The organism is Streptomyces sp. NPDC053076 (genome assembly GCF_044546845.1).
GTDB lineage: Bacteria > Actinomycetota > Actinomycetes > Streptomycetales > Streptomycetaceae > Streptomyces.
Window position 1 is genome coordinate 424,053 of sequence record NZ_JBITZL010000001.1, and the last position, 21,397, is coordinate 445,449.

The 21,397-nt window shown below is 73.6% G+C and carries 20 protein-coding genes and 1 pseudogene; 11 read left to right on the forward strand and 10 right to left on the reverse strand.

Features of this window, described 5'->3' with window-relative positions; translation table 11 throughout:
- Window positions 1-54: 54 nt before the first annotated feature.
- Together ACIGYR_RS01795 and ACIGYR_RS01800 are read right to left on the reverse strand one after the other, a co-directional pair.
- Window positions 55-1,449, reverse strand: coding sequence for an ABC transporter permease (locus ACIGYR_RS01795; RefSeq protein ID WP_399604485.1), 1,395 nt, complete (start codon window positions 1,447-1,449; stop codon window positions 55-57).
- Window positions 1,446-2,429: an ABC transporter ATP-binding protein gene (locus ACIGYR_RS01800; protein ID WP_399604483.1), complete on the reverse strand. Its 984-nt coding sequence runs from the start codon at window positions 2,427-2,429 to the stop codon at window positions 1,446-1,448. The genes ACIGYR_RS01795 and ACIGYR_RS01800 overlap by 4 nt, the downstream gene beginning before the upstream one ends.
- A gap of 298 nt (window positions 2,430-2,727) precedes the next feature.
- Here ACIGYR_RS01800 and ACIGYR_RS01805 point away from each other — a divergent pair, with 298 nt between their 5' ends.
- The 5 genes from ACIGYR_RS01805 (at window position 2,728) to ACIGYR_RS01825 (ending at window position 8,384) form a co-directional block, all read left to right on the forward strand.
- Complete coding sequence (locus ACIGYR_RS01805) at window positions 2,728-4,611, forward strand: gamma-glutamyltransferase family protein (RefSeq protein ID WP_399604481.1); 1,884 nt, start codon at window positions 2,728-2,730, stop codon at window positions 4,609-4,611.
- Window positions 4,612-4,892: 281 nt separating this feature from the next.
- Window positions 4,893-5,738, forward strand: a complete 846-nt coding sequence (locus ACIGYR_RS01810; protein WP_399604479.1) for an inositol monophosphatase family protein — start codon at window positions 4,893-4,895, stop codon at window positions 5,736-5,738.
- Window positions 5,739-5,829: 91 nt separating this feature from the next.
- Entirely contained in the window at window positions 5,830-7,248 is a 1,419-nt protein-coding gene (locus ACIGYR_RS01815) for a phytoene desaturase family protein (RefSeq protein WP_399604477.1), read from the forward strand.
- Window positions 7,249-7,266: 18 nt separating this feature from the next.
- Window positions 7,267-7,776 (forward strand): O-acetyl-ADP-ribose deacetylase, encoded by a 510-nt coding sequence (locus ACIGYR_RS01820; protein WP_391841695.1) that lies wholly within the window; start codon window positions 7,267-7,269, stop codon window positions 7,774-7,776.
- Window positions 7,777-7,931: 155 nt separating this feature from the next.
- Window positions 7,932-8,384, forward strand: coding sequence for a hypothetical protein (locus tag ACIGYR_RS01825; protein ID WP_399604475.1), 453 nt, complete (start codon window positions 7,932-7,934; stop codon window positions 8,382-8,384).
- 16 nt (window positions 8,385-8,400) lie between these two features.
- On the opposite strand, the pseudogene ACIGYR_RS01830 reads toward ACIGYR_RS01825, so the two are convergent.
- The 3 genes and pseudogenes from ACIGYR_RS01830 to ACIGYR_RS01840 all read right to left on the reverse strand — a co-directional run bounded on the left by ACIGYR_RS01830 (window position 8,401) and on the right by ACIGYR_RS01840 (window position 11,151).
- Window positions 8,401-9,951, reverse strand: a pseudogene (locus tag ACIGYR_RS01830) (PLP-dependent aminotransferase family protein).
- Window positions 9,952-10,303: 352 nt separating this feature from the next.
- Window positions 10,304-11,011: a B3/4 domain-containing protein gene (locus ACIGYR_RS01835; protein WP_399604473.1), complete on the reverse strand. Its 708-nt coding sequence runs from the start codon at window positions 11,009-11,011 to the stop codon at window positions 10,304-10,306.
- Entirely contained in the window at window positions 11,008-11,151 is a 144-nt protein-coding gene (locus tag ACIGYR_RS01840) for a hypothetical protein (protein WP_400014121.1), read from the reverse strand. Before ACIGYR_RS01840 ends, ACIGYR_RS01835 begins: the two co-directional genes overlap by 4 nt.
- A 208-nt stretch (window positions 11,152-11,359) precedes the next feature.
- Between ACIGYR_RS01840 and ACIGYR_RS01845 the strand changes: the two genes are divergently transcribed.
- From ACIGYR_RS01845 to ACIGYR_RS01855, 3 genes are all read left to right on the forward strand, one after another.
- Window positions 11,360-12,181, forward strand: coding sequence for a methylenetetrahydrofolate reductase (locus ACIGYR_RS01845; protein WP_399604774.1), 822 nt, complete (start codon window positions 11,360-11,362; stop codon window positions 12,179-12,181).
- Between the two features lie 81 nt (window positions 12,182-12,262).
- The gene (locus ACIGYR_RS01850; RefSeq protein WP_399604471.1) at window positions 12,263-13,774 is read left to right on the forward strand and encodes an AlkA N-terminal domain-containing protein; all 1,512 of its coding nucleotides are present in this window, start codon (window positions 12,263-12,265) and stop codon (window positions 13,772-13,774) included.
- Window positions 13,775-13,786: 12 nt separating this feature from the next.
- Window positions 13,787-14,278 (forward strand): methylated-DNA--[protein]-cysteine S-methyltransferase, encoded by a 492-nt coding sequence (locus ACIGYR_RS01855; RefSeq protein WP_391841703.1) that lies wholly within the window; start codon window positions 13,787-13,789, stop codon window positions 14,276-14,278.
- A gap of 11 nt (window positions 14,279-14,289) precedes the next feature.
- Here the strand turns inward: ACIGYR_RS01855 and ACIGYR_RS01860 are convergent, their stop codons facing one another.
- Window positions 14,290-14,892: a TetR/AcrR family transcriptional regulator gene (locus ACIGYR_RS01860; protein WP_399604468.1), complete on the reverse strand. Its 603-nt coding sequence runs from the start codon at window positions 14,890-14,892 to the stop codon at window positions 14,290-14,292.
- A gap of 141 nt (window positions 14,893-15,033) precedes the next feature.
- On the opposite strand from ACIGYR_RS01860, the gene ACIGYR_RS01865 reads away from it, so the two are divergent.
- Both ACIGYR_RS01865 and ACIGYR_RS01870 read left to right on the forward strand, forming a co-directional pair.
- Window positions 15,034-15,600, forward strand: a complete 567-nt coding sequence (locus ACIGYR_RS01865) for an ATP-binding protein (protein ID WP_399604466.1) — start codon at window positions 15,034-15,036, stop codon at window positions 15,598-15,600.
- Window positions 15,601-15,809: 209 nt separating this feature from the next.
- Entirely contained in the window at window positions 15,810-16,793 is a 984-nt protein-coding gene (locus ACIGYR_RS01870; RefSeq protein WP_399604464.1) for a CorA family divalent cation transporter, read from the forward strand.
- A 79-nt stretch (window positions 16,794-16,872) separates the two neighbouring features.
- Here the strand turns inward: ACIGYR_RS01870 and ACIGYR_RS01875 are convergent, their stop codons facing one another.
- Window positions 16,873-17,367 (reverse strand): NUDIX domain-containing protein, encoded by a 495-nt coding sequence (locus ACIGYR_RS01875; protein WP_399604462.1) that lies wholly within the window; start codon window positions 17,365-17,367, stop codon window positions 16,873-16,875.
- Between the two features lie 28 nt (window positions 17,368-17,395).
- A complete protein-coding gene (locus ACIGYR_RS01880; RefSeq protein WP_399604772.1) occupies window positions 17,396-18,469 on the reverse strand; it encodes an ADP-ribosylglycohydrolase family protein in 1,074 nt (357 codons plus the stop codon).
- A gap of 182 nt (window positions 18,470-18,651) precedes the next feature.
- Here ACIGYR_RS01880 and ACIGYR_RS01885 point away from each other — a divergent pair, with 182 nt between their 5' ends.
- Window positions 18,652-19,788: a glycerate kinase gene (locus ACIGYR_RS01885; RefSeq protein ID WP_399604460.1), complete on the forward strand. Its 1,137-nt coding sequence runs from the start codon at window positions 18,652-18,654 to the stop codon at window positions 19,786-19,788.
- Between the two features lie 91 nt (window positions 19,789-19,879).
- Here the strand turns inward: ACIGYR_RS01885 and pssA are convergent, their stop codons facing one another.
- Together pssA and ACIGYR_RS01895 are read right to left on the reverse strand one after the other, a co-directional pair.
- Window positions 19,880-20,698 (reverse strand): CDP-diacylglycerol--serine O-phosphatidyltransferase, encoded by an 819-nt coding sequence (gene pssA / locus ACIGYR_RS01890; protein WP_391842158.1) that lies wholly within the window; start codon window positions 20,696-20,698, stop codon window positions 19,880-19,882.
- A gap of 22 nt (window positions 20,699-20,720) precedes the next feature.
- Entirely contained in the window at window positions 20,721-21,377 is a 657-nt protein-coding gene (locus tag ACIGYR_RS01895; RefSeq protein ID WP_399604458.1) for a phosphatidylserine decarboxylase, read from the reverse strand.
- Between the last annotated feature and the right edge of the window lie 20 nt (window positions 21,378-21,397).

Sequence of the window (21,397 nt, forward strand, 5' to 3'; positions counted from 1 at the left end):
CGTCATTCCCTTCGGGAATCCGGGGACTTCGGGGGGTGGCCGGAGAGAAGGAGTTCAGGGAGCCGGGGACTTCGGGGAGGCGGAGAGCAGGTCGACGTTGCCGTCGAACTGCCACAGCGGGTTCGGTGCGTCTCCGGTCGAAGTCCGCACCAGGAAGTAGCCGTTCACTTCCTTCGGTCCGTCGCCGTCGGCGACGAACCGCCCGTCTGCCGTGATGTCGAGCTGGTAGACGGCCGACCCGGTGGCCACGACGCCCGGCAGATGCCAGGAGACGACGCACCGCCAGTCGTTGCCGGCGCCGTGGGCACCGTCCCGGACACCGGCCTTGGTGCACGCCGCCGCGGTCCTCAACTGCCCTTCGGTGACAGCGGGCCGGTGGAGCTGGTCCGTCTGGGCGCGGTACAGGTGGGCGAACTCGGTGGCGAGCGAGTTCTGCACCTTGGCCTGTTCGATCCCGGAGCCGGTGGCCGTGGTCGTCGCCGCCACGACCGCGACGGTCACGCCGAGCAGCCCCGCGAGCGGCAGGGCGGCCGTGACGACCGCGTGGCGTGCGGAGCCTTCGTCGGTGGGGTTGGTGAAGTCGCGCCGCAGGAACAGGACACAGGCCAGCGCCGTCGTCGTCACGGCCCACAGGAGACTGACGACGATGCCGATGAGGAGCGGAGTGAGCTGTGCCGGGCTGGTGAACAGGCCGTTCCAGGTGAGGAAGGCGTCACCGGGCAGGGCGAGGCGTACGGCGACGGGGAGCGGCAGCATCTGGGCGAGCTGCATCGCCGGCGCGACGATCGCGGGCAGCAGCAGACCCATCGGGGAGCGCCCGAGCACGACCGACCCGAGGAGCCCGATTCCGGCGAGGGCCAGCGTCGGGGCGAGCACACAGGCCCAGGCGAGCAGGACCGTGCCGGCGGCGTCCCCCGGCGCGAGCGGATGGCCGTCGAGGCCGACCAGCGGCTGGTCGCCGACGGCCACCAGCCCGCCGACCGCGCTGGAGACGGCCAGTCCGGCCACGAGCAGCAGGATGACGGTGAGACCGGCCAGTGTCTTCGCCGCGAAGATCCGCCGGGGCGAGCGGACGGCGACGAGGAGGTGGCGCCAGGTGCCGAGCCGGTCCTCGGAAGCGAACACGTCGCCGGCGACGACCGAGGTGAGCAGCGGAAGCGCCCAGGTGCCGGCGAAACCCAGCGTCACCAGCGGCCCCGCCCACCCGGTGGCGTGCATCCAGCGGCCGAAGAGGGTGTCCGTGGGCAGCGTGCTCTGCGCGCTCACCCCGGCCACGAAGACCGCCGGCGCCATCCAGCAGGCGAGGAGCAGCAGGCGGATCCGCCACTGGGCGAGGAGCTTGACGACTTCGAAGCGGTAGCTCCGGGCAACTGTGACACGGCCTGATGCCGGGGTGCGCGCTTGCCCGCGGGGTACGGCCGTCGGCGTGGGGCTCGCGGTTGCGGTCATCGACCGGTCTCCTGCTGCTGGGTGTCGGTCTTCCGCTGCTCGGCGTCGGTTTTCGTCTGCTCGGTCAGGGCCAGGAACGCCGCCTCCAACGGGGAGACGACCGGGGTGAGTTCGCGTAGCGCGATGCCCTCGTGGACGAGCCGCACCACCAAGTCGTCGAGGGCGGCCACCAACCCGCGGACCACGAGCACCTCCCCGCCCTGGCGTGCCGCGGTGTCGTCGGCCAGGCGGATTCCCGGCGCGCCGGCGGCCAGCCGGCGTGCGCGCTCCGGGTCGGACGTCCTCAGCCGGTAGTCGAGTTCACGGTTCTCGGTGGCCAGCTCGCCCAGCGGCCCGGAGAAGACGATCCGCCCCGTCGCGAGGATGGTGACCTCGGAACACAAGGCCTCCAGGTCGTCCATGCGGTGGCTGGAGACCACGACGCTCGCCCCCTCCCGCGCGAGCCGGGTGAGAACACCGTGGACGTGCTTCTTCCCGGCCGGGTCCAGGCCGTTGGAGGGCTCGTCCAGGACGAGCAGCCGCGGCCTGCCGAGCAAGGCCGCGGCGAGGCCGAGCCGTTGGCGCATGCCCAGGGAGAAGCCGCGGGTGCGGTCGTCGGCGACGTCGGTGAGCCCCACCTGTTCGAGTGCGTCGTCCACCCCGGCCGACCGCGTGTCGTCGCCCCGCAGCGCTGCCAGCGCGGCCAGGTTCTGCCGCGCGGTGAGCGAGGGGTACAGCCCCGGCCCGTCCACGAACCCGGCGACACGGCCGGGTGCTTCGAACGCCCCGCCCACCGGCGTGCCGAAGACCTCCAGACTTCCGCTGTCGGCCACGGCCAGGCCGAGAAGGAGGCCGAGCAGCGTCGTCTTGCCGGCGCCGTTCGGACCGACCAGGCCGTGGATCCGTCCCTGTGCCACATCCAGGTCGACGCCGTCGAGCGCGACGACATCGCCGAAGCACTTGGTGATGCCGCGAGCCCGGATCGCCGGCTGTGAGTCCATGAGCCCCTTCTTTCGGAAAGCCTCATGGACCCTAGGAAGCACACACGACACTGACAGGATTGACCGGTTGAACGCTCAGAGAACGGAACCTCAAACGGGAGTCAACAGACGTCCGCCCCGCCGGGGGGCCCGCTCAGGCGACCTGACCGGGCATCAGTAGGGGGCGCCGGCATCTGGGAGAGCCTTCTGGGGAGCGGGAGAATGAGACCTGTGGCGCACACTCCCCGCTGCTCCCCAGGATCCGTCCTGAGCGCCCACCCTCCAGGCCGTACGCGTAAACAGCGAGGTGAGAGGCCCTATGTTCACGACCCGACCGACCCTCCAAGGAACCTTCGGCATGGTGTCGTCCACCCACTGGCTGGCCTCCCAGTCGGCGATGGCGGTCCTGGAGGAGGGCGGCAACGCCTTCGACGCGGCTGTGGCCGGCGCGTTCGTCCTGCACGTCGTGGAGCCGCACCTCAACGGGCCGGCCGGCGAGGTGCCGATCGTGCTCGCCCCGGCGGGCGGCGAGGTGCGCGTGCTGTGCGGGCAGGGCGTGGCCCCGGCGGGCGCCACCCCGGCCCATTACCGGGGGCTCGGACTGGACCTCGTCCCGGGCACCGGGCCGCTCGCCGCCGCCGTGCCCGGCGCCTTCGACGCCTGGCTGCTCCTCCTGCGCGACCACGGCACCAAGTCCCTGGACGACGTCCTGAAGTACGCCATCGGCTACGCCGAACACGGGCACGCGCCCGTGGACAACGTCGGCGCGACCGTGGAGAGCGTACGACGGCTGTTCGAGACCGAGTGGACCTCGTCGGCCGAGGTGTACCTGCCCGGCGGCCGGGCGCCCCGGCCCGGCGCCCTGCTGCGCAACCCCGCGCTCGCCGCCACCTGGAAGCGGCTGCTGGCCGAGACCGCCCACGCGGGCGCTCGGGAGGCACGGATCGACGCCGCGCGCGAGGTGTGGCGCTCCGGCTTCATCGCCGAGGCCCTGGTGCGGCAGTCCCGGCGGCCCACCATGGACACCAGCGGCGAGCGGCACACCGGCACGCTCACCGGGGCCGACCTGGCGGGCTGGTCGGCGTCCTACGAGACACCGGTGACGTACGACTGGAACCGCTGGACCGTGTGCAAGGCCGGCCCCTGGAGCCAGGGCCCCGTCCTGCTCCAGCAGCTCGCCCTGCTCCCGCCCGAGCTGCCTGCCTACGGCTCCGCCGACTACGTCCACCTGCTGATCGAGGGCTGCAAGCTCGCCATGGCCGACCGCGAGGCATGGTACGGGGACGCCGCCGCCGTGCCCCTCGCGGACCTGCTGTCCGACGACTACAACGCCGCGCGGCGGGCTCTGGTCGAGGAGCAGGCGTCCTACGACCTGCGCCCCGGCAGCCCCGGCGGACGCGCACCACGGCTGCCCGCCCAGGCGCACCAGCGGGTACCGGACGGGGCGAGGCCCGGCTTCGACCCGATGGGAGCGGGCGAGCCGACCGTCGCACAGCTGCCCGGCGAGCCGGCCCTCCCGGACGTGACCGGAGAGGCGCGGGGGGCGACCGGGGAGGCGCGGGCGACCGGGGAGGGCCAGGTGGCCGCCGACGGCACGACCCGCGGCGACACCTGCCACCTGGACGTCGTCGACCGCTGGGGCAACATGATCGCGGCCACGCCCAGCGGCGGCTGGCTCCAGTCCAACCCCGTCGTCCCCGAACTCGGCTTCCCGCTCGGCACCCGCCTGCAGATGACCTGGCTGGAGGAGGGCCTGCCGGGCTCCCTCACCCCCGGGCGGCGCCCCCGTACGACCCTCACCCCGTCCCTCGCGCTGCGCGACGGGGTGCCGGTCATGGCGTTCGGCACGCCCGGCGGCGACCAGCAGGACCAGTGGCAGCTGCACTTCTTCCTGGCCGTCGCCCTGCGCGCCCCCGTCCGCGGCGGCCTCGACCTCCAGGGCGCCATCGACGCCCCCAACTGGCACAACGACAGCTCCCCCAGCTCGTTCCATCCGCGCGGCCGGCGCGCCGGCAGCGTGACCGTGGAGTCGCGCATGCACCCCGGTGTGATCGAGGAGCTGCGGCGGCGCGGCCACGACGTCACCGTCGGCCCCGACTGGTCCGAGGGGCGGCTGTGCGCGGTGGCCCGGGACCCCGAGACCGGCGTCCTGTCGGCGGCGGCTAACCCGCGCGGAATGCAGGGGTATGCCGTCGGCCGCTGACGGGCCGGCCGGGATTCCCGCTGAGCCCGTGCGGGGCGCAGGGGGTATGCCGCTCCGGCCGCTGACGGGCCGGCCGGGATTCCCGCCGAACCCGCGCGGGTTGCGGGAGGTAGGCCGTCGGCCGCTGACGGGCCGCCCGGATTCCCCCGAACCCGTGCGGGAGCAGGGGTACGCCGTCGGCCGTTGACCGACCGGCCGGGATTCCCGCTGTTCACCCGGATTCCGCCTCGCGTGCACCCGCGAGGCGGGGACTGTCAGTGGGACGTGCTCTCATAGGGGACATGTTCGAAGAGACGGAAACCATCGAGGAGTTTCTCGCCCGCTGCTCGGCCGACGTGGAGGAAGCGGTCCGCAAGGCCGCCGCGGCCGAGATCATGCCCCGCTTCCGCCACCTCGCCGCGCACGAGGTGGACCACAAGAGCGGCCCGCACGACCTGGTGACGGACGCCGACCGCCTCGCCGAGCTGCGGCTCACCGAGGACCTCGGCGCCCTGCTGCCCGGCTCGGTGGTGGTCGGCGAGGAAGCGGTGCACGCCGACCCCGTGGTGTACGAGGCACTCCAGGGCGACGCGCCGGTATGGATCCTCGACCCGGTGGACGGCACTCGCCAGTTCGTGCACGGCGACGACGGCTTCTGCACCCTGGTGGCGCTCGCCCACCGGGGCGTCGTGATCGCCTCCTGGACCTACGCGGCGGCACGCGACCAGTTCGCCACTGCCGTCCGCGGCCAGGGCGCCTTCCTCGACGGCGAGCGGCTGTTCGCGGGGCCGCCCGAGCCCGGCCGGGACCTCGTCGTCGCCACCTCCCACCCGGACTACACCACCGACGCGCAGAAGCGCGCGCTGCGCGCCCTGTGGACCGACGGTCTCGCCCCGCGCCCGTGCGGCTCCGCCGGTCTGGAGTATCTCGCCGTAGCCCGGGGTGAGTTGGACGCCGTGGCGTTCTCCTGGGAGGCCGCCTGGGACCACGCGGCCGGTCTGCTGCTGGTCGAGGAGGCAGGCGGCACGCACCTCACCCTGACCGGCGAGCCGTTCCGCGTCACCGGCGGCAACGCCCTGCCGTTCACCGCCGCCCGGGACGCGGCCACCGCCCGCCGGGTGTCCGGCGTGCTGCGCGCCGCGTCCTGAACCCCGCCGCGGGGGCACCCGGGCCGGGGAGTGCCAGTCCCCCGGCATATCCTGATCACGAATGGCCATCGGCTGACGAAGGGGTCCGAAGGTGCCGTCGATGCTCGATGCGGTCGTGGTGGGTGCGGGACCGAACGGACTGACCGCTGCCGTGGAGCTGGCCCGCCGGGGCTTCTCCGTGGCCCTGTTCGAGGCGAAGTCCACCGTGGGCGGCGGCGCCCGCACCGAGGAGCTGACCCTCCCCGGCTTCCGGCACGACCCGTGCTCGGCCGCTCACCCCCTCGGCATCAACTCCCCGGCGTTCCGCGACATGCCGCTCGACCGGTACGGCCTCGAATGGCTGCACGCCCCGCTGCCCATGGCCCACCCCTTCCCGGACGGCACCGCGGCCGTGCTGTCCCGCTCGGTGGCCGAGACCGCGGCCTCCTTCGGACCGCGCGACGCGGGCTCGTACCGCAGGCTGGTCGAGCCGCTCCTCGCCCACTGGGACACCCTCGTACGGGACTTCATGTCCCTGCCGCTGACGGCGCTCCCGCGCGACCCCGTCACCCTGGCCCGCTTCGGCCTGGCCGGGCTCCCGCCGTCCACGTGGCTCATGCGCCGCTTCAGGGACGAGCCGGTCAAGGCCCTCTTCGCCGGCCTGGTCGCCCATGTGATGGCGCCGCTGGGCGGCCTGGCCACCGGCGCCATCGGACTGGTCTTCGCCCTGTCCGCGCACGCCCGCGGCTGGCCGGTGCCCCGTGGCGGCTCCCAGGCCATCTCCGACGCCCTCGCCGCCTACCTCACCGACCTCGGCGGCCAGGTGCACACCGACTACGAGGTCAAGCGCCTGGACGACCTGCCGCCCGCGCGCGCGTACGTCTTCGACACCTCGCCCACCGCGCTCGCCCGCATCGCCGGCTTCGGCGACTACTACGCGAACTACCGCTACGGCCCCAGCGTCTTCAAGATCGATTACGCGCTGGACGGCCCGGTGCCCTGGACCGCGCCCGAGGCCCACGCCGCCGGCACCGTCCAGATCGGCGCGAGCAAGGCCGAGATCGGCGCCGCCCTGCGCGCCGCCTCCCGCGAGGGCCGCGCCCCTGACAGACCCTTCATGATCACCGTGCAGCCCAGCGTGGTCGACCCCACCCGCGCCCCCGAGGGCAAGCATGTCTTCTGGGCCTACGGCCATGTGCCCAACGGCTGGTCCGGAGACCTCACCGAAGCCATAGAACGCCAGCTGGAGCGCTTCGCCCCCGGCTTCCGCGACCGCGTGCTCGCCCGCGCCACCGCCGGACCCGCCGAGATGGCCGCCCGCAACGCCAACTACGTGGGCGGCGACATCGCCTGCGGCGCGGCCTCCGGGCTCCAGCTGCTGCTGCGCCCCAGACTGTCCCCGTTCCCGTACCACACCCCCCACCCGGCCGTCTTCATCTGCTCCTCGGCCACCCCGCCGGGCCCCGGCGTCCACGGCATGTCGGGCCACAACGCGGCCAAGGCCGTCTGGCGGAGGCTGCGGCAGACGTGACCACCGACTGAGGCAGACATGACGACCATCACCCTCGTTCAGGGGGACATCACCCGGCAGAGCGCCGACGCCATCGTCAACGCGGCCAACTCCTCCCTCCTCGGCGGCGGAGGCGTGGACGGCGCGATCCACCGCCGCGGCGGCCCCGCCATCCTGGAGGAGTGCCGAGCCCTGCGCGCCTCCCGGTACGGCAAGGGCCTGGCCACCGGCCAGGCGGTCGCCACCACGGCGGGCGAACTGGACGCCCGCTGGGTGATCCACACCGTGGGCCCGGTCTACAGCCGCAGCGAGGACCGCTCCGACCTGCTCGCCTCCTGCTACCGCGAGTCCCTGCGCGTCGCCGCCGAACTCGGCGCCCGCACCGTCGCGCTTCCGGCCGTCTCCACCGGCGTCTACCGATGGCCGATGGAGGACGCGGCCCGGATCGCGGTGGAGGCGGTACGGAGCACGCGGACGGCCGTCGAGGAGGCGCGCTTCGTCCTCTTCGACGACCAAGCGTACGAGGCGTTCGCCCGACAGGTCGGCTGACGGCCCGGCGGCCCGCCGCGGTGCCACGGCCCGGGCGTCACCCGAACGGCGCAATCCACGGTGCGCCCGGACGCCGCCTGGCCAACGCTCGGAGTGCCGGTGCGTCCCGCGAGGACGGCGCGTACCGCACGAGCGGGGGGCAGAAAGGAATGCTCATGAGCCAGGCAGCGCATCCCACGGATCCGACTCCCCCGGGCGGCCCGGGCTCGCCGCGGCAGCCCACGGCCCGCAGCAGCGGCTGGGTGACCGGCGGTGTCACGTTCGCCGGAGTCCTGATGGTGTGCAGCGGCATCCTCGCTCTCCTCCAGGGGATCGCCGCGGTCGCCGGGGACGACGTCTACTTCCGCATCGGCGCGTACATCTACAAGATGAGTCTCACCGGCTGGGGCACGATCCACATCGTCATCGGCGCCCTGGTCCTGGTGACCGGTATCGGGCTGCTCATGGACATGGCCTGGGCACGCTTCGCCGGTCTGTTCCTCGTCGCGCTCAGCCTCATCGCGCAGTTCCTGTTCCTGCCGTACGCGCCCGTCTGGTCGCTGATCCTGATGGTGATCGACGTCTTCGTGATCTGGGCCCTGGCCACCCGTCAGGAAACGGTGCGCTGAGGGCCCGCGGGCCGGGTCAGCCCAGGGCGCGCAGGGTCCTGCCGAGCAGTGCCACGCCGTCGGCGATGACACCCGGCGGGGTGGCCGCGTAACCGAGGACGAGGCCCGGCCGGCCCGGCGACTGCCGGTGCCAGGAGAGCGGCTGGCACTTCACGCCGTGCGCGAGCGCCGCCGCGGCGAACTCGGTGTCGGACACGGCCGAGGCGTACGTCACCGTCAGGTGCAGGCCCGCCGCCGCGCCGTGCACCCGCGCCCCCGGGAGGTGTTCGGCGAGGGCGGCGATCATCGCGTCCCGGCGCCTGCGGTGGCGTCCGCGCAACAGCCGCAGATGCCGCTCCAGTTCACCGGAGTCCATCAGCCGGGCGAGCACCAGCTGCGGCAGCACCGCGTTGCCCAGGTCGTTGAAGCGTTTGGCGTCGGCCAGCGCGGCGCGGTACCGGGCCGGTGCCACCAGCCAGCCGATGCGCAGGGCCGGGGCGAGCAGCTTCGAGACGCTGCCCAGGTAGCAGACCCGGTCGGCCAGCAGGGCGCGCAGCGCGGGGACCGGGGGCCGGTCGTAGCGGTGCTCGGCGTCGTAGTCGTCCTCCAGGATCAGTCCGCCGTCCCGCGCCCACTCCAGCAGCTCGCGCCGGCGCTCCCCGCCGGTCACCACGCCGGTGGGGAACTGATGGGCGGGCGTGAGCAGGACGGCCCGGGCGCCGGTCGCCCGTAGCGCGTCGACCCGTACGCCCTCCCGGTCGACCGGTACCGGGGGAGTGGCCAGACCTCCGTTCGCCAGGTGCTGGCGGGCCCCGAGCGAGCCGGGATCCTCCACCGCGACCGCGTCGACGCCGTCCGCCCGCAGCACCGGGTGCAGCAGCGTCAGCGCCTGCGCCGTACCGGCGACGATCAGTACCTCGTCGGGCCCCACGCGTACGCCCCGCACCCGCGCGAGCCAGTCGGCGACGGCCCGCCGCAGCGGGGGCGCGCCGCGCGGGTCGCCGTAGCCGAGATGCTCGGCGGACAGCTCGGCCAGCACGGCCCGTTCCGCACGCAGCCAGGCGGCCCGCGGAAAGGTGGTGAGGTCGGGGCGGCCGGGGGTGAGGTCGACGGCGGCCGGGGCGGCCCGCAGGGCGTCGAAGACCTCGGGACCGGGGTCATCGACGAACAGTCCGGCAGGACGACAGCCGTGCGCCTCGCGCGCCCCCCGGGTCTCACCGGTCTCACCCTCACCGGTCTCACCGGTCTCACCCTCACCGGTCTAACCGGTCTCACCGGTCCCGCCGGTCCCGTCCGTACGCTCACCGGCCGACAGCCGCCGGCGACCGCCAGCCGCGGGGGCGGCGGTGAGAGGTGCCTCGGCGGCGAACGGTGTCGCTACCACCACCGTGCCCCCGCGTCGGCGGCCCGCCACCTCGCCGTCCTCGGCGAGGCGCCGGTACGCCTCGGTCACCACTCCGCGGGAGACACGCAACTCCGCGGCGAGTACCCGGGTCGGCGGCAGCCTGCTGCCCACCACCAGCCGGCCGTCGGCGATCGCCTGCCGCAGTCGGTCGGTCAGCCACTCCGCCTTCCCTCCGACGGGCACGTCATCGGCCGCCAGTTGAAGGAAGTCAGAGCCGTGTGCCGCTGTCTCGCCGGTGGCCGGCTGGAGGAAGTCCGGGTCGCGGTGTGCCGTTGCCTCGCCGGTGGCCGGCTGGAGGAAGTCCGGGTCGCCGTGTGCCGCTGCCTCACCGGTCGTCGGCTGGAGGAAGTCCGAGTCAAGTCCCGGTACTTCCTCGGCATCCCCCGTCACATTCCGCCCCGCAGACACCCTGCCCATGCTGTCACGCGCCCCCGTCCTCGCCGGGACTCCCCCCCGTCCTCGCCGGGACTCCCTCCGTCCCCGCCGGGACATCCCCCGTCCCGGCCGTCGGACTCCCCGCAACCCAGCGGGGCCGCTAGTCGGCGAAGATGAACTCCGGTGTCTCTCGTGTGAGCACGGCCGTCGCCGTCGTGGCTCCCCAGTGCGCCGCCACCTCCTCCTCGACCGTCTTCACCACCTCGGCCACGATGTCCGCGCCGCCGTCGTGCATGGCCTCCGCCACCACCAGCACCCGGTCGGTGTGCGCCCCGACCGCCGAGTGGCCGCTCTGCCGGTGGGTCCAGCGGCGGGCGTGGGCCCGGCCCGCGGAGTCGACGAAGGTCACCTCGCCGGGCGCGGGATGCTCGACGCCGCCGCCGAACGCCGTGTACGTCTCGTCCCCGCGGGCCGGGCGGACCTCCAGCAGCGGCCCGGTGATCCGGTCGACGTCGAGAACCGCCACCGGAACCGCGTACGCCACCGAGATCGCGTTGCACAGGTCCACCAGCGGATGGATGGACGGCAGCGCCCCTTCCTTCCGCAGCCGGCGCAGCAGGGACTCCGAGGCGGACCGGTACTGCGTCGGCTTCACTCCCATCCGGCTGAAGGTCCGCCGCCAGGCCAGCACCTCGGGAAACTCGCCCTCGGTCGCCCGTGCCAGCCGCGCCACGGCCCGCGCGGTGTACACGGCGGCGCGCTGCCGGGTGTCCGCCCCGGTGCCGACGCCACCGGCGTACAGCGCGCCGGCGGACAGTTCGGGGTGCGCGGACCGGACCGGGTCCGCATGCCGGAATCGCACGGTCACGCCACCACCGCTCGCGCGCCGGTGCTCGACGAAACGCTCGACGACACGCTCGAAGAAACGCTCAACAGAACCTCCTCGGTGATCGGGAAGGCCCAGCCTGTCCTGCGTTTGGCCCGGCGGCCAGGGACAAACAGGTCCATGGCCACCGGTCCATAACCCGGGCCGGCGCCCCCTGACCGAAGGCCGGCGCGGTCCGCGTGGCATCATCGGCCGGGGTCAGGACCACGCCGTACGAGGAGCACGATGAACCCCGCTCTCACCGAGTCGCCGGAGGGCATCGCCCCCCGCCCGCACGGCGCCGTGAACCCGGAGCGGGGCGCCCGGCTGCTGGACGACTTCTCGCTGGAGATGACCGGCAAGGACGTGGCCAGGCTGGAGGAGGCCGGGGACAGCATCCCGCCGGGCACCCGGATCAACATCACCTTCCTGGCCGGTGAGGACACCACCACACGGCTGACGGCCGCCCGCGCGGTCAAGCGGCTCGGCTTCGTCCCCGTACCGCACATCTCCGCGCGCCGGCTGCCCTCGCGGCCGGCCCTGGAGGAGTTCCTCGGCGGGCTGGCGGCCGACGGCAGCGCCGAGAACGTGTTCGTCGTCGGCGGCGACCCCGCCCGGCCCGAGGGTCCCTACGAGGACGCCCTCTCCGTCCTGCGCAGCGGACTGCTGCGCCTCCACGGCGTCCGGCACGTCGGCATCACCGGCTACCCCGAGGGCCACCCCGGCATAGCCGACCGCGTGCTGTGGTCGGCGCTGACCGACAAGACGGCGGCCATCGCAGCCGGCCGGTTCACCGGTGACGTCATCACCCAGTTCGGTTTCGACGTCGATCCGGTGCTCACCTGGCTGGAGGCCCTCCGGGACCGCGGCGTGCACCTGCCCGTCCGCATCGGCGTCCCCGGACCGGCCGGGGTGCGCCGGCTGCTGGGCTACGCCACCCGCTTCGGCGTCGGCACCAGCGCCTCCGTCGCCCGCAAGTACGGGTTCTCGCTGACCAACCTCATGGGCACGACCGGCCCGGACCGCTTTCTGCACGCGCTGGCCGAGCGGTACGACCCCGCCCGGCACGGCGCGGTGAAGGTGCACTTCTACACGTTCGGCGGGCTGCGCGGCACCGCCGAGTGGATCACCCGGTTCCGGCAGCAGAACGTCCCCGCGAGTCACTCCTCCTGAACCGGCCGGACCCCTGGCCAGGCCCACGTATGCGTCGGATTTCCGCCAGCGGGCAGGGCGCTCGGGGCGGATGCTGGACGCATGCAGACAGGAGCACATCTCGACCGGGAGCACTGCGTGCGCGCCGTGCGGTCCAGGGACGCGCGGTTCGACGGATGGTTCTTCACGGCCGTGGTGACCACCCGGATCTACTGCCGGCCGAGCTGCCCGGTCGTCCCGCCCAAGCCGGAGAACATGACGTTCTACCCGAGCGCCGCCGCTTGCCAGCAGGCCGGGTTCCGGGCCTGCAAGCGCTGCCGCCCCGACACCAGCCCCGGATCCCCGGAGTGGAACCGGCGCGCCGACCTGGTGGCCCGGGCCATGCGGCTGATCGCCGACGGTGTCGTGGACCGCGAGGGCGTGCCCGGACTCGCCGCCCGGCTCGGCTACAGCACCCGGCAGGTGGAGCGGCAACTGCTCGCCGAGCTGGGCGCCGGCCCCCTCGCGCTCGCCCGCGCCCAGCGCGCCCAGACCGCACGGCTGCTCATCGAGACCACGCCGCTGCCCATGGCGGAGATCGCGTTCGCGGCCGGCTTCGCCTCCGTCCGAGCGTTCAACGACACCGTCCGTGAGGTCTTCGCGCTGTCCCCGAGCGAGCTGCGCGCCCGGGTGCCCCGCAGCGGCGTGGGCACCCCCGGCGTGCTCACCCTGCGGCTGCCGTTCCGCCCCCCGCTCAACCCGTCCAACCTCTTCGGCCACCTCGCCGCCACCGCCGTGCCCGGTGTCGAGGAGTGGCTCCCGCAGAGCCCGGACGGCGTGGGCGGTGCCCCCACCGGCGCCTACCGGCGCACCCTGCGGCTGCCGTACGGCCACGGCATCGTCGCCCTCGCACCCCGCCCCGACCACATCGCCTGCCGGCTCACCCTCAGCGACCTGCGCGACCTGACGGTGGCCATCAGCCGCTGCCGGCGCCTGCTCGACCTGGACGCCGACCCGGTGGCCGTCGACGAGCGGCTGCGCTCCGACCCGCTGCTGGCGCCCCTGGTCGACCGGGCACCGGGCCGCCGGGTGCCCCGTACGGTCGACGAGGCCGAGTTCGCCGTCCGTGCCGTCCTCGGACAGCAGGTGTCCACGGCCGCCGCCCGCACCCACGCGGCCCGCCTGGTCACCGCCCACGGCAAACCCCTGGACGATCCCGAGGGCGGGCTCACCCACCTCTTCCCGTCCCCCGAGGCCCTGGCGGCCGTCGATCCCGAGACCCTGGCCATGCCCCGCGCCCGGCGCACCACCTTCACCACACTCGTCCGGCAGCTGGCCGACGGCACCCTGCGGCTGGGCGCCGAGGCGGACTGGCCGGACATCCGTGCCCGGCTGCTCGCCCTGCCCGGCTTCGGGCCCTGGACGGTCGACGTCATCGCCATGCGCGCCCTCGGCGACCCCGACGCCTTCCTGCCCACCGACCTCGGGATCCGGCGCGCGGCAGCCGAGTCGGGCCTGCCGTCCACACCGGCCGCGCTCACCGCGCGGGCCGAGGCGTGGCGGCCGTGGCGGGCGTACGCGGTGCAGTACCTGTGGGCGACCGGCAGCCACCCGATCAACTTCCTCCCCGCGTAAGAAAGGCCGACAGTGAAGCGCCATACCGTGATCGACAGCCCGTACGGTCCGCTCACCCTCGTCGCCGACGCGGACGGGGCCCTGTGCGGCCTGTACATGGTCGGCCAGCGGCACCGGCCGCCCGAGGAGAGCTTCGGCCCGAACGAGGACGGCCTGCGCTGCTTCGCCGAGGCCGAGGAGCAGCTTTCGGCCTACTTCGCGGGCGAACTGACCGCGTTCACCGTCCCGTTCGCCTTGCGGGGAACGCCGTTCCAGCGCAGCGTGTGGACCCAGCTCTCCCGCATCCCCTACGGCGCCACGCGCACCTACGGCGAACTCGCCGGCGCCCTCGGCAACCCGCAGGCGTCCCGCGCGGTCGGACTCGCCAACGGCCGCAACCCCGTCGGCATCATCGTCCCCTGCCACCGCGTGATCGGCGCCGACGGCAGCCTGACGGGCTACGGCGGTGGCCTGGACCGCAAGCGGCAACTGCTGGACTTCGAGCGGGGAACCGCCCTCTTCTGATGCCCCGCCCCTCACGCCGGCTCGGGACGCCATCCGGGTTCCAGGCTGTCGAGGAGAGCGTGGAAGGCCCGGTCGGCCCGGTCCCGGTCGCCGTCCGCCAGGGGAGCGATCAGCAGGCCGAACGAGGCGTCGAACAGGAGCGTGGCCTGCGTCCGGGCCTGCTCCTGACCCAGGCCGAGGTCGCGGAGGAAGGAGGTGAGCAGGTCCGTCCACGCGGTGACGATGTCGCGCAGGACGGGTCCGTAGCGGTCCGGGTGCAGCACGCCGGCGCTCATGATCTCCAGGTAGAGCGGGAGCGAGGCGCGCACGCCGGGGTCGGCGAACTGCCGCCACACCTCCTCCATGAAGCGGCGCAGGCCCGCTGGGTCCGTGGGCGGCCCGACGGTCTTCAGCAGCCGTCGGGTGAGCAAGAGGGGCCGGCGCTCGTAGACGGCGAGTGCCTCGGCGACCATCCGTTCCTTGGTGCCGAAGTAGTACAGGAGCATGCGGTCGCTGGTGCCCAGGGCCTTGGCCAAGGGGCGCAGCGAAAGTTCTGTGAGGCCGTTGCGCTGCACGTATACGCGGATCCGGTCGAGGAGGTCGCGGCGCTTGGCCGGATCGGGCGGGCGAGGCATGGGGGCTCCCGGCAGTGAGGACGATGACCGATGTCCGATAAGTGACTTATGGGTAGGTCTTTAACGTAGCACCCGCTACGTCTATATTGGTGGTGTAGCGGGTGCTACAGGAACACATCGGTTCAGAAGGGACTGATCTCCATGGTCATCCGGGCCATCGGCCGCCCCCTCACCTCTTGCCGAGGCCGGCCCGCCCGTGCCGCGGCGCCCTCATGGGCCGCCAGGCAGTGGGCCCTGTGGTCCCGCACGCTGACACCGCTGCGCCCCTTCGACGCACCCCGGGGCCGGGCCACCGCCTGGGACGCCTCCTGGCCCCTGCGGCGGGAACCGGCCGCGGCCGGCCAGGCCCGGCGGCTGGTCTGCGCACAGCTGGACGACTGGGTGGTGGGCGACCTCGCCCACACCGCCGAGCTCCTGGTCAGCGAAGTGGTGACCAACGCCCTGCGGCACACGCGTGGGCCGCTCCGGCTCAACCTGCGGCTGCGCGAATCCCGCCTGCTGTGCGAGGTCGAGGACACCGAGTCCGCCGGCCCCGTGCGCAACGTCGTCGACCCCGACGCCGAGGGTGGTCGCGGCATCGAACTCCTCGACCTGCTCGCGGACACCTGGGGCAGCGTCCGGACGGCCACCGGCAAGACCATCTGGTTCGAGCTGGGACCCGAGGACCGGTCCGCGGGCAGCCCGGGTGCCGTCACCATGATGGCCTGAGCATGGCGTCGGCGGCGGACAGAAGGCCAGGCCGCCCCGCCGCCTCACGCTGTTCGGGCCCGCCCCGCGCCGCACCCGGACAGGGAAGGCCGCCTCGCCGCCTCACCCGTTCGGGTCCACCCCGCGGCGCACCCGAGCGCATCCGCGTGCGGGGCGGCCCGGCCACGCCCAGGCTGGGACCGGGGGCAACGGGACCGGCGGTGAGGGCGATGATCGTAACGGTGGTGTCGGTGCCGGAGGGGACCGGCACGCGTGCGGACCTCCATGAGGCACGCCGTCGGCTCGCCGCCGCCCGTTTCCTGCTCGTCGACGTCGAGCTCTCCGCGGCGGGCACGGAGGACGGGTCGGCCGAGGACGGGGCGGTGGCCGGCGGGCTGGGCCTGGAGGAGGAACTGGCCTGGTTCGGCCGGCCCGACGAGCCCGTCCGGGCCGACTTCCTGGGGGAGGTCGCCGCCTTCGTCGTACCGCTGATCCACGAGGACCGGGTCGCGCACCTGCACGTCGTGGCGGGCGAGCGTTTCGTGGCCACCGCGCACCACGGCCCGGTCGCCATGGTGGCGGAGGTGATCGCGCAGCTGCGGCGCGAGCGGCCCCAGGACGCCGTGGCCCTGCTCTTCCTCGTGCTCCAGGAGGCCCTGGCGACCTTCCGCAGGGCCGCGGTGAAGGAGCTGCTCCAGGTGGAGGAACTGGAGGACGAGATGTTCCAGCAACGGCGTCCCGACCAGATCTACCGGCTGGCACAGCTGCGCCGCCGCGCCGCCCTGCTCCACCACACGCTCCTGCCGTACGCCCAGGCGGTGGACGAGGTCATCGCCCGCAGGTTCACGAGCCGCCGCTTCCCGGAGGAGCGGCAGCAGCTCAGCCGGGATTTCCAGCACGCGGCGCGCATGGTCCTCACGACCATCGAGTCGCTCCAGGACGCCGCCCGCCGGGCTCTGGCCAGCTACTCGTCCCTCGTCGCGGGCGAGCAGAACAGCGTGATCAACCGGCTGGCCATCGTGTCGGTGATCTTTCTGCCCCTGTCCTTCCTGACCGGGTTCTTCGGCATGAACTTCACCTACCTGACGGACGAGCTGGAGAGCGGGGCCGTCTTCTGGCTCCTGGCGGTGGGACTTCAGGTGTCCGTCGTGTTCGCCGCCTTCTACGTCCTGCACCGCACCCGCGTCTGGCGCAGACTGCGGGACGAGGACTAGGCCCGGCGCGCGGGGGGAATCCTCGGACGGCCGGATCCGGGTCGTCGCGGGAGCCCGCGACGACCGGCGTCCGGATCCCTCATCCCACCCGGTTGCCGTTCTCCAGTTCCGCCGTGCCGGAGCCGTCCGCCAGCACGTCCAGGGCGGCCAGCACACGGCGGCCGAGCGCGCCGGGCAGATGGGCGGTGAGGTCTTCGCGGGCGACCAGACGCCAGGACAGCAGTTCCTCCTCCTGGAGGCGGATGCTCTTCAGTTCGGTCTCGGTGAGGACGCCCCCGTCGTACAGGTACGCAGCCAGCGGCGGCCGGCCCACGCCGTGCACCCAGTCGACCGCGAGCAGCCGGCCCGGCGCACGGTCGATGCCGATCTCCTCCAGCGTCTCCCGGCGGGCGCCCTGGCGCGGCGTCTCCCCGGCGTCGGACTCGATGGTCCCGCCCGGAAGCGCCCAGCCCTCCCGGTAGTTGGGCTCGACGAGCAGCACCCGCCCCTCGGCGTCCCGGAAGAGCGCGGCGGCACCGGCGATGATGCGGGGCAGGCCCGCGATGTACGCGGCGAAGTCAGGAGTGGTGGTCATGGGGGAAGGGTAGCCAGCGGGGCCGCCCCTACGACCCGGTCGTGGCCAGGCGCAGGGTGCGTTCGGCCAGCGCACTGATCCGTACGCCGTCGAAGCCGAACACCGCGCTGCGGACCGTGTCCTCCAGCGGGTCCCGCCACCGGGCCGGAATGGCGTCCGCCCCGGTGAGCACGCCGGCCACCGAGCCGGCCGTCGCCCCGTTGGAGTCGGTGTCCAGCCCGCCGCGCACGGTCAGCGCGAGGGTCCGGGTGAAGTCGCCGTCGCCGTACAGCAGCCCCGCGGTGAGGACGGCGGCGTTGGGGACGGTGTGGATCCAGCCGAGCCCGGCGGTCTCCGCGGACACCGTGGCCAGCGTCTCCTCCCAGGGCAGCCGGGTCTCGTGCAGGGTCGCCACCCGCCGCACCGTCCGGGCCAGACGGCTGCTCGCCGGGACGACTGTGAGCGCGGTCTCCAGGGCGTCCCGGACGGTCGGGGCGGTGAAGGCCGCCGAGATCAGGGCGGCGGCCCACATGGCGCCGTACACCCCGTTGCCGGTGTGGGAGAGCACCGCGTCCCGGCGGGCCAGACCGGCGGCCCGGACGGGATCGCCGGGGCAGGTCCAGCCGTAGACGTCGGCGCGGATCAGCGCGCCGATCCACTCCTGGTAAGGGTTGTCGTAGGTCGCCGTCAACGGCGGCTTCATCCCGTTCGCGAGGTTCCGGTACGCCGCCCGTTCCGCCGTGAACGTCTGCAGATACGGCAGCCTGAGCAGCCACAGGTCGCCCACCTGCTCGGTGCTGAAGCCGAAGCCCCGGGTCTCCAGCAGGTGCAGGCCGAGGATGGCGTAGTCGACGTCGTCGTCCCGGCAGCTGCCGTGGATCCGGCCGCGCACGCAGCTGCGCCACTCCGGGCGCAGTACGGCGGCCTCGTCCGCGTCGGCGGGCTCGGGCAGGTAGTCGGTCAGCGGCAGGGCGGCGGCCCCGCGCAGATAGCGGTCGATGCGGTCGCGGGTCCACACCTCGCCCTGTTCGACCGGTTTGCCGAGCATGTTGCCCGCGATCCGGCCGAGCCAGCCGCCGTGGATGCGGTCGGCGAGGTCGGGTTCGGTGCGCCGGGTCGTCATGGGCCGGGTGGTCATGGCTGGGGTCTACCCGTTTTCCCCGGCCGCCTCCCCAGGGCGCCTCCCACCCTTCGGTCGGGGCATGACGGGGAGGGCGTCCTGAGGTTATGGTCACAGCGGCGCGACTGGCCCTGACGTGCGCGGGGCCCGGAGAGCAAGGGGAAAGCAAGGTGGCGGACGCTGCAGTGAACGAGACCCGTCGGGTGCTCATCGCCGCGGACAAGTTCAAGGGCTCGCTGACGGCCGTGCAGGTCGCCGAGCGGGTGACGGCCGGGCTGCGCCGGGTCGTGCCGGATCTTCAGGTCGAGGCGCTGCCCGTGGCCGACGGCGGCGACGGCACCGTGGACGCGGCCGTCGCGGCCGGCTTCGAACGGCGCGAGGTCCGGGTCGCCGGGCCGCTCGGCCAGGAGGTGACGGCCGCCTTCGCGCTGCGCGACGGCACCGCCGTCGTGGAGATGGCCGAGGCCAGCGGCCTTCAGCGGCTGCCCGCCGGTGTCTTCGCGCCCCTGACGGCGTCGACGTACGGCTCCGGCGAGCTGCTGCGGGCCGCGCTGGACGCGGGCGCGCGGACGATCGTGTTCGGCGTCGGCGGCAGCGCCACGACGGACGGCGGCGCGGGCATGCTGGCCGCGCTGGGCGCCCGGTTCCTGACCGAGGAGGGCGAGCCGGTGCCCCCGGGCGGCGGCGGACTGGCCGAGCTGGCCCGCGCCGACCTCTCCGGCCTGGACCCCCGGCTGTCCTCGGTCGAACTGGTGCTGGCCAGCGACGTCGACAACCCGCTGACCGGGCCGAAGGGCGCGCCGGCGGTGTACGGCCCGCAGAAGGGGGCCTCGCCGGACGACGTGGCGACGCTGGACGCCGCGCTGGCCCACTTCGCGAAGGTGCTGGAGGCGGAGGCCGGCCCACGGGCGGCCGAGTACGCGGCGTCCGCGGGTGCGGGCGCGGCCGGCGGCATCGGCTACGGCGCCCTCCTCCTGGGCGCGCGCTTCCGTCCCGGCATCGAGGTGATGCTGGACGTGCTGGGCTTCGCCCCCGCGCTGGAGCGAGCCTCCCTGGTCATCACGGGGGAGGGGTCGCTGGACGAGCAGACGCTGCACGGCAAGGCGCCGGCGGGGGTGGCCGCGGCGGCGCGCTCGGCGGGGAAGACCGTGATCGCGGTGTGCGGGCGGCTCGCGCTGCCGACGGAGGCGCTCACGCGGGCCGGGATCTCGCAGGCGTACCCGCTCACCTCGGTCGAGCCCGACGTGGCGAAGTGCATCGCGGACGCCGGTCCGATTCTGGAGCGGGTCGCCGTCCAGATCGCCGAGGAACACGTGGGCTGACGTCCCCGGGGGCTCCGCCACCGGGGACGTGCGCACAGCGAAGGGCCCCGAACCCGTCCCGGGTCCGGGGCCCTTTCGCCGAATGGCCGGGCTACGGCAGCTGCGTCGCCCGCGCCTCCCGCCGGTTGTCGCGGAAGTTGTTCACCCGTCGGGCCGTGGCGAACAGCGGGATCACCGCCCCCATCACCAGTTGCAGCGCACATCCCGTCTGGAGCAGCAGCTGACCGCTGGGCGCGTCGAAGGCCCAGGCGGCCAGGAGGCCCATAGACAGGACGATCCAGGAGAGCATGGCGCCCGCGAGGCGACCCCGCGGCTTGGGGTACTCGACCCGGCTCACCATCAGCCAGGCCGTCCCCAGAATCGCCAGCAGCGTCGCCACGAACGGCAGCTCCAGCAGCACGATCGAGACGACCGTCAGCGCGCCGAACGGCGAGGGCATGCCCTGGAACACGCCGTCCTTCATCGTCACGCAGCTGAAGCGGGCCAGTCTCAGCACCACTGCCAGCAGCACCACGATCGCGCCCACCGCGGCCACCCGCTGGTGCGCGTCGTCCGCGACCATGCCGTAGACGAGGACGAAGTACGCGGGCGCGAGCCCGAAGCTGATCAGGTCCGAGAGGTTGTCCAGCTCGGCACCCATGGGGGAGGAGCGGAGCTTCCTCGCCACCAGTCCGTCGAACAGGTCGAACACGGCCGCGCAGAGCATCAGGATGACCGCCGTGGCCGCGCTGTGGCGGGCCATGCCGGACTCCTGGCTGCCGGTGAGGTGCGGGATCAGGATGCCGGTGGTGGTGAAGTACACCGCCATGAACCCGCACGTGGCGTTGCCCAGGGTGAGCGTGTCCGCTATCGACAGGCGGAGAGAAAGGGGCATCTCCTCCTCGTCGTCCACCTCGTCGGCCTCGGGCACCCAGCCGGCCTGGGTCTCCGGATCAATCACGGTCAATGCGAGTCACCCCAGCCACGGTCTTCTGACCGACCTCGACCGCGACCTCCACGCCCTCGGGCAGGTAGAGGTCGACACGCGAGCCGAAGCGGATCAGACCGACCCGGTCGCCCTGCTCGACCTTCGTGCCCCGAGGGATGTAGGGCACGATGCGACGGGCCACCGCGCCGGCGATCTGGATCATCTCGATGTCGCCGAGTTCGGTGTCGAAATGCCAGACTACGCGCTCGTTGTTCTCGCTCTCCTTGTTGAAAGCCGGAACAAAGCCGCCGGGAACGTGCTCGACCGACGTCACCGTGCCCGACAGGGGCGCGCGGTTGACGTGGACATTGAGCGGGCTCATGAAGATGGCGACGCGGGTGCGCCCGTCCTTCCACGGCATGATGCTCTGCACCACGCCGTCGGCGGGCGAGATGACCCGGCCCGGGGCGATCTCGCGCTCGGGGTCGCGGAAGAACCACAGCATGCCCGCCGCGAGCGCGGTGGCGGGCACGGCGACGGCCTTGGCCACGCCCGAGCGGCGGGCGCGGGCCAGGCTGAGGGCTGCGGTGGCGACGGTCGGGAGAAGCCACGGCGATGCTCCGCGCGCGAGGCGTGCGCCTACCAGGCTGTCGCGGTGTGCAGAGGTTTGGCTGTGGGGCATGGATGACCTTCGTAGCGGAT

Bases quoted from the DNA above. Each gene is read 5' to 3' on its own strand.
- ACIGYR_RS01880 (WP_399604772.1), bottom strand. From the start codon at position 18,469: ATGACGACCCGGCGCACCGAACCCGACCTCGCCGACCGCATCCACGGC.
- ACIGYR_RS01820 (WP_391841695.1), top strand. From the start codon at position 7,267: ATGACGACCATCACCCTCGTTCAGGGGGACATCACCCGGCAGAGCGCC.
- ACIGYR_RS01825 (WP_399604475.1), top strand. From the start codon at position 7,932: ATGAGCCAGGCAGCGCATCCCACGGATCCGACTCCCCCGGGCGGCCCG.
- ACIGYR_RS01810 (WP_399604479.1), top strand. From the start codon at position 4,893: ATGTTCGAAGAGACGGAAACCATCGAGGAGTTTCTCGCCCGCTGCTCG.
- ACIGYR_RS01805 (WP_399604481.1), top strand. From the start codon at position 2,728: ATGTTCACGACCCGACCGACCCTCCAAGGAACCTTCGGCATGGTGTCG.
- ACIGYR_RS01795 (WP_399604485.1), bottom strand. From the start codon at position 1,449: ATGACCGCAACCGCGAGCCCCACGCCGACGGCCGTACCCCGCGGGCAA.
- ACIGYR_RS01870 (WP_399604464.1), top strand. From the start codon at position 15,810: ATGATCGTAACGGTGGTGTCGGTGCCGGAGGGGACCGGCACGCGTGCG.
- ACIGYR_RS01875 (WP_399604462.1), bottom strand. From the start codon at position 17,367: ATGACCACCACTCCTGACTTCGCCGCGTACATCGCGGGCCTGCCCCGC.
- ACIGYR_RS01840 (WP_400014121.1), bottom strand. From the start codon at position 11,151: ATGGACCTGTTTGTCCCTGGCCGCCGGGCCAAACGCAGGACAGGCTGG.
- ACIGYR_RS01800 (WP_399604483.1), bottom strand. From the start codon at position 2,429: ATGGACTCACAGCCGGCGATCCGGGCTCGCGGCATCACCAAGTGCTTC.
- ACIGYR_RS01860 (WP_399604468.1), bottom strand. From the start codon at position 14,892: ATGCCTCGCCCGCCCGATCCGGCCAAGCGCCGCGACCTCCTCGACCGG.
- ACIGYR_RS01865 (WP_399604466.1), top strand. From the start codon at position 15,034: ATGGTCATCCGGGCCATCGGCCGCCCCCTCACCTCTTGCCGAGGCCGG.
- ACIGYR_RS01850 (WP_399604471.1), top strand. From the start codon at position 12,263: ATGCAGACAGGAGCACATCTCGACCGGGAGCACTGCGTGCGCGCCGTG.
- ACIGYR_RS01845 (WP_399604774.1), top strand. From the start codon at position 11,360: ATGACCGGCAAGGACGTGGCCAGGCTGGAGGAGGCCGGGGACAGCATC.
- ACIGYR_RS01895 (WP_399604458.1), bottom strand. From the start codon at position 21,377: ATGCCCCACAGCCAAACCTCTGCACACCGCGACAGCCTGGTAGGCGCA.